Genomic DNA, 10,756 nt, shown 5'->3' on the forward strand with positions numbered 1-10,756 from the left:
CCGCAATGTCCTTCATCCCCTATAGCTGTCAGCAGATCGAGGACGAGGATATCGCCGCGGTCGTCGCGGTGCTGAAGAGCGATTTCCTCACGCAAGGTCCAGCGATCACCGCGTTCGAGCAGGAATTCGCGGCAAAGCATGATGCCGCCTTCGGCATTGCCGTGTGCAATGCCACGGCGGCGCTGCACATCGCCTGTCTTGCGCTCGACATCGGGCCGGGGTCGCTGGTGTGGACCAGCCCGAACAGCTTCGTCGCCTCTGCCAATTGCGCGCGCTATGTCGGCGCGGATGTCGATTTCGTCGATATCGATCCGGTGATGCGCAATATGTCGCTGGAAGCGCTGACCGTGAAGCTGGAAGCGGCGGATGCCGCCGGACGGCTGCCCAACTTGCTGATCCCGGTCGATTTCGCGGGGCTGCCCTGCGACATGATCGAGATGCGCGCGCTGGCCGACCGCTATGGCTTCAAGATCGTCGAGGATGCCTCGCACGCGGCGGGCGCGACCTATCACGGTCGACCGGTCGGTGTGCACGCCGATATCTGCGTGTTCAGTTTTCATGCGGTGAAGGTCGTAACCACGGCTGAGGGCGGACTGCTCGCGACCAACGACCCGAAGATTGCCGAGCGGCTCGAATTGCTCCGCTCGCACGGTGTGACGCGCAAGCCGGAGTTGCTCGAAAACCCGTCCGAGGGTGGCTGGTATTACGAGCAGGTCACGCTCGGCTATAACTACCGCATGACCGATCTTCAGGCGGCGCTGGGAAGCTCGCAGCTTTCCCGCATCGACGCGATGCAGGCCAGGCGGATCGCGCATGCCGATCGCTATGACGAGCTGTTCGCGGATATGCCGCTCAAGCTGCCCGCGCGCGCCAACGACCGCGTGTCTGCGTGGCACCTGTACGCGATCGAACTGGGCGACGACGCGAAGGTCAGCCGCGCCGACGTGTTCGCAGCGCTTCGCGCGGCGCAGATCGGCGCCAATGTCCATTATATCCCGATCCATCGTCAGCCCGATTACGAACGACTGGGCTTCAAACGCGGCGATTTTCCCGCGTCGGAGCATTATTACGATCGCGCGATCAGCTTGCCGTTGTTCCCGCGCATGACGAGCGAGCAGCAGGAGCGGGTGGTGTCGGTGATCCGCGACGCGCTGAGCTGACCCCATGAAGGTCGCGATCATCCCCGCACGCGGCGGCAGCAAGCGCATCCCGCGCAAGAATATCAAGCCGTTCGCGGGCAAGCCGATGATCGGCTATGCGATCGACGCGGCGATCGAGAGCGGACAGTTCGACCGCGTGATCGTCTCGACCGACGATGCCGAGATTGCGGAGATCGCCAAGGGGCGCGGCGCGGAATTGCCGTTCATGCGGCCCGCCGACCTTGCCGACGACCACACGCCAACGGTGCCGGTGATCCAGCATGCGATTCAGGCGTGCAACGCGCTCGGCTGGGATGTTACCCATGCGTGCTGCATTTATCCCGGCGTGCCATTCATCCGCGCCGCCGATCTGGCCGCCGCGCTCGACCTGCTCGAAGCAAATGACGGCGAGGGTTACACCTTTCCTGTCACCGGCTTTCCCTCACCGATCCAGCGCGCATTGAAGCGCGGCGGCGACGGTGCAGTCGCGCCGTTCAATCCCGAGCATGTCGCAACGCGCACACAGGATCTGGAACCGGCCTATTTCGATGCCGGCCAATTCTATTGGGGTCGCGCCGAAGCATGGCTGGCGGGGCTGAACATCCACGCCAATGGCCGCGCGATCGTGCTGCCCGAATGGCGCGTGGTCGATATCGACACGCCCGATGACTGGGAGCGCGCCGAGGCGCTTCACCGCGTGATCGCGGCGACGCCCGACCGGTGAAAATCGCGATCCGCGTCGATGCGTCGCGGGCGATCGGCACCGGGCATGTCCGCCGGATGATCGCGCTTGCCGAAGCGCTGCGGACTTGCGGCGCGCAGGTTCGGTTCGTCACCCGCGACCTGGGTCTCGATGTGGCGGGGATGCTGGCGGAGGCGGGTTTCGAGTGCGCGCTGCTACCTAAACCGGCGGGCATGCCGTTCGAGAGCGACGTGCCGCACGGGCAATGGGCTGAGGTCGATCAGGGGAGCGATGCCGCCGACACGCTGATCGCGCTGGCCGCAAACACCGAATGGGTGGTGGTCGATCATTACGGCTTCGATGCGCGCTGGCATCGTGCGGTTGGGCAGGGCGCGGGCTGCCGGATCGCGGTGATCGACGACCTTGCCGACCGTTCGATCGATGCGGACGTCGTGATCGATCATAATTTCGCGCCCGATCACCGCGCCAAATATGCCGGTCGGATCGAGCGGCGGGCGAGCATATTGGGCGGGCCGCGTTTCGCGCTGCTCGGTCCGGCCTATGCTGATGCACCGCGCCATGAGCCGGCGGCGCAGGTTGGCAGTGTGGGTATCTTTCTCGGCGGGGTGGATCAGGACAATCTGTCGGCCACCGCGCTGGAGGCCGTCGACCTGGCCGGGTTTGTCGGGCCGGTCGAGATCGTCTCGACCACCGCAAACCCGAACCTCGCCGCCTTGCGTGTGACGGCAGCGAAGCGCCCCGGCACGACCGTCGCCACCGACCTGCCCGATCTCGCCGCGTTTTTTGCGCGGCACGACATTCAGATCGGTGCCGGCGGCGGCGCGACATGGGAGCGGTGCTGCATCGGCGCGCCGACGCTGTTGCTGGTCGTCGCCGACAACCAGCTGGCGGTCGCCCCGGCGCTGCGCAATGCGGGGGTGGTCGCAACGCCCGACCCGATTCGTGCGCTCGATCCGGCTGCGATTGCAGCCGCGTTGGGACCCTTGCTGGACGATACCCAACGCCGACAATCGCTGTCCGAACGATCCCGCGCGCTGGTCGATGGCCGTGGCGCGCGCCGCGTGGCACTGCGCCTGCTGGCCGATACGCTGAAGGTTGTGCCGGCAACCCTCGATCACGCCGAATTGACGCATTGCTGGCGCGATCATCCGGCAACGCGCGGCGTCTCGCGCAATGCCGAACCGATCCGCTGGGACGATCATCTGACCTGGCTGACCCGCACGCTGGATGATTCCACGCGGACCTTGTGGATCGGCATCATCGGCGAAACCCCGGTCGGCGTCATCCGCTTCGACCGGCTGAACGATCGCTCGGCAGAGGTTTCGCTCTACCTTGACCCCACACTCCACGGCCTCGGTCTCGGTCGCGCGTTGCTGCTGGCGGGCGAAGCGGCCGCTGCGGCTGGCATCGACGTCCATGCCGAAGTATTGGAAGGCAATATCGGTTCTGCCGGGCTGTTTGATTCGACGGGATATCGGCGCATCGACGCCACCCACTGGATCAAGCCTGCGGCGGGCCGCGAACGAACGGGAATGACAGATGAAGATCGGTGAACGCGAAGTCGGCCGGGGCGCACGCCCCTATCTGATCGCGGAAATGTCGGGCAACCACAACCAGTCGCTCGATCGCGCGCTGGAGATTGTCGACGCCGCCGCCGCTTCGGGCGCGGATGCGGTCAAGCTGCAAACCTACACCGCCGACACGATGACGCTGAACGTCCGCGCGCCGGGTTTCGTGATCGAGGATCCGAACAGCCTGTGGGCCGGTCGCCAGCTATGGGAATTGTATGACGAGGCGCACACGCCATGGGACTGGCACAAGCCGATCATGGATCGCGCCGCCAGCCACGGCATGCATTGTTTCTCCAGCCCGTTCGATGAGACTGCGGTCGATTTCCTCGAAGATCTGGGCGTCCCCGCCTACAAAATCGCATCGTTCGAGATCACCGACCTGCCGCTGGTGACCAAGGTTGCGAAAACCGGCAAGCCGATGATTATCTCGACCGGCATGGCCACGGTGGCCGAGATCGACGACGCGATCCGTGCTGCCAAGGAGGCGGGCAACGAGCAGCTCATCATCCTGAAGTGCACCAGCACCTATCCGGCGACGCCAGAGAACACCAATATCTCGACCATTCCCAACATGCGCGATGCGTTCGGGGTCGAGGTCGGGCTGTCGGACCACACGATGGGCTGCGGCGTCTCCGTCGCTGCCGTGGGAATGGGTGCGGTGCTGATCGAAAAGCACTTCACGCTGGCGCGCACCGATGGCGGGGTCGATTCGACCTTCAGCCTGGAGCCCGCCGAATTCCGCATGCTGCGCACCGAGACCGAGCGGGCGTGGCAGTCGATCGGCCATGTCACCTATGGCGGAACCAAGGCGGAGGAAAAGTCGCGCGCCTTCCGCCGCTCGCTCTATGTGTCGAAGGATCTGGCACCGGGCGATGTGCTGACGCCGGACAACCTCCGCATCATCCGCCCCGGTTTCGGCCTGCCGCCCAAATTCTATGAGCAGATGCTGGGCAAGAAGGTGACGCGGGCCGCACCGGCGGGCACGCCGATCAGCTGGGATCTGGTGGCGTAACCGCACCGTGTTTGATGTCCTGCTGATCGGATGCGGCAATATCGCGGGCGGCTTCGATGCTGACCGTGAAGGATTGCCGCCGCTGACGCATGCCGGGGCATTCGGTGAGCATCCCGAGTTTCGGATCGCCGCCTGCGTCGATCCGGATGCGGCGCGGCGCGAGGCGTTTCAGGCGCGATGGTCGGTGCCTGAGGGGGCCGCGGACCTGGCCGCGCTCGACGCGGAGCCGGGACGGTTCGATGTAATCGGCATTTGCTCGCCCACTGTTTTCCATGCCGAACATCTGGAGGCGGCGCTGGCGCTGCGGCCCCGGCTGATCTTTTGCGAAAAGCCGGTGACGCCAAGCGCCAGCGAAACCGAACACTGGGCCGCACGCGCTGCTGAGACCGGCGTGCTGCTGGCCGTCAACCACACCCGCCGCTGGGCACCCGATATCGTGCGGCTGGCAGCGGAATTGCGCGATGGCACGCACGGCGCGATCCGATCCATCGCCGCGACTTATAACAAGGGCGTGTTGAACAACGGTGCGCATATGATCGACCTGCTGCGGATGATCGTCGGCGATGTCCGCGTCGTCCATGCCGGTGTCCCGGTGCGTGATTTCTGGCCCGACGATCCGACCATCCCGGCGATGCTGGAGTCCGCCAGCGGCATCCCGATCCAGTTGAGCGTCGCCGACGCGCGCGACTATGCGTTATTCGAGCTGTCGGTCATCACCGAAAACGCGGTCATCGCGATGGAGGAGGGTGGCCTGTCCTGGCGCATTCGCCGGGCGGGCGCGAGCGGTGCATTCGCCGGCTATCGCGCGCTCGATCCGGGCGAGCGGATCGCTGGCGAGTATTTCGAGGCGATGCGCGGTGCCGTCGCCAATGTCGCCGCCGCATTGCGCGACGGCGCGCCACTCGCTAGCGACGGCGCCAGCGCGCTGGCTGCCCAGCGTGTGTGCGAAGCGATCCGGGAGGCTGCGGCATCCCATTCTCAAGACCGGGCCTAAGGGGGCTGCATGACGAATTCGACACTGGCGCTGCATGGGGGCGATCCCGCAATCCCGACGCCGCTGACCCCGTTCAAGAGCATCGGCGAAGATGAAGTTCGCGTCGCCGCCGAAGTCGTCTCGGGCGAAGTCCTGTCGGCCTATATCGGCGCACCCGGCGAAGGCTTTATGGGCGGCAAGCATGTCCGCGCGTTCGAGGCGAAGGCAGCAGAGTATTTCGGCGTCAAGCACGCCATCGTCGTCAACAGCTGGACCTCCGGCCTGATCGCCGCCGTCGGCGCGATCGGGGTCGAGCCGGGCGACGAGATCATCACGACGCCGTGGACGATGTCCGCGACCGCGATGGCGATCCTGCACTGGAACGCGATTCCCGTGTTCGCCGATATCGACCCGAACAGCTTCAACATCGATCCCGCATCGGTCGAAAAGCTGATCGGCCCGCGCACCCGCGCGATCATGGCCGTCGACATCTTCGGCCAGTCGGCGGACATGAAGGCGTTGCGCGCACTGTGCGACAAGCATGGCCTGAAACTGCTGTGCGACACCGCGCAGGCACCGGGATCGACGCATGAAGGACGGGCAACCGGCACCTTCGCCGATATCGGCGGCTACAGTCTGAATTATCACAAGCACATCCATTGCGGCGAAGGCGGCATCATCGTCACCGACGACGACAAGCTCGCCGAGCGCATGTGCCTGATCCGCAACCACGCTGAATCGGTCATCAAGAGCGAGAATCCCGAGGATCTCGTAAACCTGATCGGCTACAACTTCCGCATGGGTGAAATCGAGGCGGCGATCGCTTCGGTCCAGCTCGACAAGCTGAAGCCGCGCGTCGCCAGCCGCCAGCGCGCCGCCGCCGAACTGGACGCCGGCCTTGCCGGCCTCGAAGGGCTGACCACGCCATGGGTCGATCCCGACGGCACCCACGTCTATTACGTTTATGGTATGACGATTGACGTCGATGCGCTGGGCGTCAGCCGCGAGCGCATCGTCGACGCGCTAAAGGCGGAGGGCGTGCCGGTCTTCGCCGGTTACCAGAACCTCCATACGCTGCCGATTTTCCGCCATCGTATCGCTTATGGTCGCGGCGGTTTCCCCTGGACGCTGCTGGAGCCGGGCCGCGAGGTCCATTATGGCGAGGGCGTGTGCCCGGTCGCCGAGGACTTCCACACGCGGAAATTCGTCGGCCTGAACCTGTGCATGCATGATTTCCCGCCCGAGGAAGTCGCGCAGATCGTTACCGCGTTCAAAAAGGTCTGGGCTGGCCTGGATCAGCTGCGCACCTGATGGAAGCACCGTCGCTGCGCGGCACGAAGGTGCGGATCGACCGTTTCACGGCGGTCGATATCGGCGACGATTACATCGGCTGGCTTAACGATCCGGCAGTCACCCGCTTCAGCAATCAGCGGTTCCGCGCGCACGACCGCGCGAGTTGCGAAGCCTATGTCGCGAGTTTCGAGGGCAGCGCGAACTTGTTCCTGGCGGTGCGGCGGCTCGACGACAGCAAGCTGATCGGGACGATGACTGCCTATCGATCGGTTCCGCACGGGACGGTCGATGTCGGGATCATGATCGGCGATCCGGAAACCTGGGGTGGTGGTTTTGGGCAGGATGCGTGGAATCTGGTCATCGACTGGCTGGCCAGTCAGCCTGACATCCGCAAGGTTACGGCGGGCACGCTTGCCTGTAATCGCGGCATGGTGCGGCTGATGGAGCGGTCCGGCATGATCTTCGACGGCGCACGGCGCGCGCAGGAGATGGTCGAAGGCGAGCCACAGGACGTGGTCTATTATGCCCGCTTCGCCGACCGCTGATCTGCCCCGTCCGCTGGCGGTGGTCGCGCATGATGCAGGTGCGGCGAACCTGATATTGGCGTGGATCGACGGCGCGCCGGGCGAAATCCGCGCGGTGATGGCCGGTCCGGCCGCCGAGTTGTGGCGAAAGCGCTTCGGCGATCGTCTTTTGTGCGACACGGTCGAGGCGGCGCTGGACGGCGCGGCGACTCTGCTCAGCGGCACCGGCTGGTCCAGCGATATCGAACATGATGCGCGAGCCATGGCGCGCGCGCGCGGTATCGAATCGATCGCTGTGCTCGATCACTGGGTCAATTATCCGATGCGGTTCGAGCGGGCGGGGCAGACCGTTCTGCCCGACCGACTGTGGGTCGGCGATGCCGAGGCGGCACGCATCGCCCGCAACGCCTTGCCCGCCGTCCCCGTCACATGCAACGCCAATCGCTATCAATCGGAGCAAGTGGCCGCGATCGCCCCCGCGCCCACTGGCGGCGCGGTGCTGTTCCTCCTCGAACCCGCGCGAAGCGATTGGGGTCGAGGAATTCAGGGCGAGTTTCAGGCCCTCGATCATCTGACCGCCAATCTGGAACGGCTTGGGCTCGCCGACCGCGAGCTCGTCATCCGGCCGCATCCGTCCGATCCTGCGGGCAAATACGACGCATGGCTGGCGGCGAATCCGGGCGCGCGACTCGATGACGCAACCGACGCCGCCGCCGCGATCAGCGCTGCGGAAATCGTTGTGGGGATGCAGTCGGCGGCGTTGGTTATCGCGCTCGAAGCAGGTCGCCGCGTCATCTGTGCGCTGCCGCCCTGGGCACCGCCCTGCCAGCTCCCGCATGACGGGATCGAGCGACTGGACTGACGGCCGCGTCGCAGTCCCGAATTGAACGTAAATTCCTAGCTTTTGCTGGATTTACCTTCCCGAAAGCATATAACGCCGCCGATCGCGCCGCTGCTCCGAGAAGGGCGGGGACGGTTACGGCGGTATCGGCCACAGAGCCGAATCGGCGGGGGGTCGCAGGATTTTGGACATTCAATGAAATATTGCTCGCGCTGTCTTCAGCCTGACACGCGCCCGAACACCCAGTTCACGGACGAGGGGATCTGCCCGGCGTGCGATTATTTCGTGCGACTGAAGCATGTCGATTGGGAAGAGCGTGCCGAAATCCTGACCGATTTGCTTAAAGGCTATAGCCGCAAGCCGGGGCAGCGCTTCGACTGTATCCTGGGTGTCAGCGGCGGCAAGGACAGCACGCGTCAGGCCCTGTGGGCGCGCGATCGCCTTGGCCTCAACCCGCTGCTCGCCTGTCTCAGCTACCCGCCCGAACAGGTGACGCAACGCGGTGTCGACAACATCTCCAACCTGATCGAGCTTGGCTTCGACGTGGTGATTTCCGCGCCGGCACCCGGCGTGTGGCAGCGGATGATGCACGCGGCGTTCCTGCGCTTCACCAACTGGGCGCGATCGACCGAGCTGGCGCTGTTCGCATCGGTGCCGCAACTGGCGATCGCCTATGACATCCCGCTGATCCTGTGGGGCGAGAATCCGGGGCTTCAGCTGGGCGACCTGCGCACGCTGGGTCGCACCGGCTATGACGGCAACAATCTGCGTTTCATGAACACGCTGTCGGGCGGCGCGAACGACTGGATGTTCGAGGACGGCGCGGTTCGCCGTGAGTTGATCCCCTATGACTATCCGTCGATCGAGCAGTTCGAGGCGCATCAGCTGCAGATCGTCTATCTGGGCTGGTTCCTCGGCGACTGGTCGCTGATCGAAAATGGCATGTACGCCGCGACCTGGGGCCTTCACATCCGCGACGATGGGGTCGAGAATACCGGCGACCTTGCCGGCGTCAGCTCGCTCGACGAGGATTGGGTGACGCTGAACCAGATGATCAAATATTATAAGTTCGGCTTCGGCCGCGTCACCGATTACGCGAATGAGGAAATTCGCGTCGGCCGGATGACGCGTGAAAAGGGGATCGAACTGGTCGAGGCGTATGACGATGCCTGTTCGCCCGACTATATCGCGTCTTTCTGCGACTATATCGGCGTGAGCGTCGACTTCTTCCACGATCATGTCCGCAAGTCGGTGAACCGCGATCTGTTCACGGTTCACGACGATGGTCGGATCGAACGCAAATTCCGCGTCGGGGTGGGGCTGTGATCCGCCGCCGCATCGGCGTGATCGACTATGGCGTGGGCAACCACGCATCGGTCGCAAGTGCGCTGACCAGCCTGGGCCATCGTTGCCGCACGACGCACGATCGGGACGAGCTGGCGGCGTGCGAGCTGCTGGTGCTTCCCGGTGTCGGCGCGTTTCCGGCGGCGATGCAGGCGTTGCACGCATACGGGCTGGTCGAGTTCATTCAACAGCGCGCCCGTCTGGGTACGCCAATGCTGGGCATTTGCCTGGGCATGCAGCTGTTCGCGGACGGATCGTCCGAAAATGGCGAGACGGTCGGACTGGGTCTGATCCCGGGGCGGGTCGAGCCGTCGTCGGAAATTGGCTGGCATATCGGCTGGAATAGCCTCGCGGTGACCAACGGCAATTCGCGGTTCGCGCGCGCGGACGGGGCGCTGGTCTATTTCAACCACAGCTATTTCTTTCAGGTGCCGGCCGAATATGAGGTCGCACAGGCGCGGCATCACCGTCCGTTCGCCGCCGCCGTGCAGCGCGGTCGCATCCTGGGCATGCAATTTCACCCGGAAAAGAGCCAGGCCGCCGGGCGAATGCTGCTCCACGACGCGATCGAGGGATTGTGCGCATGATCCATAAGCGCTTCGTCGGTGTTGTCACGGTCCGCGATGGCTGGGCCGTGCAGTCGTTCGGCTATAATCGCTGGCTGCCGCTGGGCCGTCCCGAAACACTGGTCGAGAATCTCGATCGTTGGGGCGCGGACGAGATTCTGCTTCAGGTCACCGACCGCAGCCGTCGCGGGCAGGGACCGGACTTCGACTTGCTCGAACGCATCGCCAAACTCGGGCTGGCGACGCCTTTGGTCTATGCCGGTGGCATTCGCGGCGCCGACGATGCGCGCGACGTCATCCACACGGCGGCGGACCGGGTCTGCGTCGATGCATTGCTCCACGACGACCTCCCCGCCGCACTGGCAATCCGCGAGCAGATCGGGGCGCAAGGAATTATCGCCGCGCTGCCGCTGGCGATCGAGGATGGCGACTTGCGCTGGCTCGATGCCCGCACCGGCAAGTCCCGCCCGCTCGATCCGGCGCTGGTCGACGGCCTTGCCGATGGCGCGATTTCTGAAGCGCTGGTGATCGACTGGCGCGGAGAGGGTTCGCCCGGCGGGTTCGATCCGGCGCTGCTCGATGGCCACCTTCCGGCCAATGTGCCGCTGATCGCATTCGGCGGGCTGTCGAACGGCATGCTGCTGCGCCGGGTGCTGTCGCATGCACAGGTCGCGGCGGTCGCGCTCGGCAATTTCCTGACTTACCGCGAACACGCCGTACAGGCTTTCAAACGCGAACTGGCCGGTCTTCCCGTCAGGCCCGCGATGACCGCCGGGGCGGGATACTGAGA

General features: G+C 64.9%; 11 protein-coding genes. All 11 read left to right on the forward strand.

All coding sequences use genetic code 11. The features are described 5' to 3' along the window. Positions 1 to 5: 5 nt before the first annotated feature. The 11 genes from pseC to U1702_RS00310 all read left to right on the forward strand — a co-directional run bounded on the left by pseC (position 6) and on the right by U1702_RS00310 (position 10,754). Entirely contained in the window at positions 6 to 1,160 is a 1,155-nt protein-coding gene (pseC, locus tag U1702_RS00260; RefSeq protein WP_332721235.1) for a UDP-4-amino-4,6-dideoxy-N-acetyl-beta-L-altrosamine transaminase, read from the forward strand. A 4-nt stretch (positions 1,161 to 1,164) separates the two neighbouring features. After that, positions 1,165 to 1,863: a pseudaminic acid cytidylyltransferase gene (gene pseF, locus U1702_RS00265; protein ID WP_332721236.1), complete on the forward strand. Its 699-nt coding sequence runs from the start codon at positions 1,165 to 1,167 to the stop codon at positions 1,861 to 1,863. Then, positions 1,860 to 3,395 carry a UDP-2,4-diacetamido-2,4,6-trideoxy-beta-L-altropyranose hydrolase gene (gene pseG / locus U1702_RS00270; RefSeq protein WP_332721237.1) on the forward strand — a complete coding sequence of 512 codons (1,536 nt, stop codon included), beginning with the start codon at positions 1,860 to 1,862 and terminating at the stop codon, positions 3,393 to 3,395. Before pseF ends, pseG begins: the two co-directional genes overlap by 4 nt. Beyond that, the gene (pseI, locus tag U1702_RS00275) at positions 3,382 to 4,425 is read left to right on the forward strand and encodes a pseudaminic acid synthase (RefSeq protein WP_332721238.1); all 1,044 of its coding nucleotides are present in this window, start codon (positions 3,382 to 3,384) and stop codon (positions 4,423 to 4,425) included. The genes pseG and pseI overlap by 14 nt, the downstream gene beginning before the upstream one ends. 7 nt (positions 4,426 to 4,432) lie before the next feature. Next, the gene (locus tag U1702_RS00280) at positions 4,433 to 5,419 is read left to right on the forward strand and encodes a Gfo/Idh/MocA family protein (protein WP_332721239.1); all 987 of its coding nucleotides are present in this window, start codon (positions 4,433 to 4,435) and stop codon (positions 5,417 to 5,419) included. Positions 5,420 to 5,428: 9 nt separating this feature from the next. Then, complete coding sequence (locus tag U1702_RS00285; protein WP_332721240.1) at positions 5,429 to 6,709, forward strand: DegT/DnrJ/EryC1/StrS family aminotransferase; 1,281 nt, start codon at positions 5,429 to 5,431, stop codon at positions 6,707 to 6,709. Then, positions 6,709 to 7,236 carry a GNAT family N-acetyltransferase gene (locus U1702_RS00290; RefSeq protein WP_332721241.1) on the forward strand — a complete coding sequence of 176 codons (528 nt, stop codon included), beginning with the start codon at positions 6,709 to 6,711 and terminating at the stop codon, positions 7,234 to 7,236. The genes U1702_RS00285 and U1702_RS00290 overlap by 1 nt, the downstream gene beginning before the upstream one ends. After that, entirely contained in the window at positions 7,214 to 8,077 is an 864-nt protein-coding gene (locus U1702_RS00295) for a hypothetical protein (RefSeq protein ID WP_332721242.1), read from the forward strand. Before U1702_RS00290 ends, U1702_RS00295 begins: the two co-directional genes overlap by 23 nt. A gap of 174 nt (positions 8,078 to 8,251) precedes the next feature. Continuing rightward, positions 8,252 to 9,382, forward strand: coding sequence for an N-acetyl sugar amidotransferase (locus U1702_RS00300; protein ID WP_332721243.1), 1,131 nt, complete (start codon positions 8,252 to 8,254; stop codon positions 9,380 to 9,382). Next, positions 9,379 to 9,987, forward strand: a complete 609-nt coding sequence (hisH, locus tag U1702_RS00305) for an imidazole glycerol phosphate synthase subunit HisH (RefSeq protein WP_332721244.1) — start codon at positions 9,379 to 9,381, stop codon at positions 9,985 to 9,987. The genes U1702_RS00300 and hisH overlap by 4 nt, the downstream gene beginning before the upstream one ends. Next, on the forward strand, positions 9,984 to 10,754 hold the full coding sequence (locus tag U1702_RS00310; protein WP_332721245.1) for a HisA/HisF-related TIM barrel protein: 771 nt from the start codon (positions 9,984 to 9,986) through the stop codon (positions 10,752 to 10,754). Before hisH ends, U1702_RS00310 begins: the two co-directional genes overlap by 4 nt. Positions 10,755 to 10,756 lie beyond the last annotated feature (2 nt).

The sequence above is a fragment of the Sphingomonas sp. LT1P40 genome (assembly GCF_036663835.1).
Taxonomy (GTDB): domain Bacteria; phylum Pseudomonadota; class Alphaproteobacteria; order Sphingomonadales; family Sphingomonadaceae; genus Sphingomonas.

Coding starts and splice junctions, on each gene's coding strand:
- U1702_RS00300 (WP_332721243.1), top strand. CDS start 8,252: ATGAAATATTGCTCGCGCTGTCTTCAGCCTGACACGCGCCCGAACACC.
- U1702_RS00290 (WP_332721241.1), top strand. CDS start 6,709: ATGGAAGCACCGTCGCTGCGCGGCACGAAGGTGCGGATCGACCGTTTC.
- U1702_RS00285 (WP_332721240.1), top strand. CDS start 5,429: ATGACGAATTCGACACTGGCGCTGCATGGGGGCGATCCCGCAATCCCG.
- U1702_RS00310 (WP_332721245.1), top strand. CDS start 9,984: ATGATCCATAAGCGCTTCGTCGGTGTTGTCACGGTCCGCGATGGCTGG.
- pseF (WP_332721236.1), top strand. CDS start 1,165: ATGAAGGTCGCGATCATCCCCGCACGCGGCGGCAGCAAGCGCATCCCG.
- pseI (WP_332721238.1), top strand. CDS start 3,382: ATGAAGATCGGTGAACGCGAAGTCGGCCGGGGCGCACGCCCCTATCTG.
- pseC (WP_332721235.1), top strand. CDS start 6: ATGTCCTTCATCCCCTATAGCTGTCAGCAGATCGAGGACGAGGATATC.
- U1702_RS00295 (WP_332721242.1), top strand. CDS start 7,214: ATGCCCGCTTCGCCGACCGCTGATCTGCCCCGTCCGCTGGCGGTGGTC.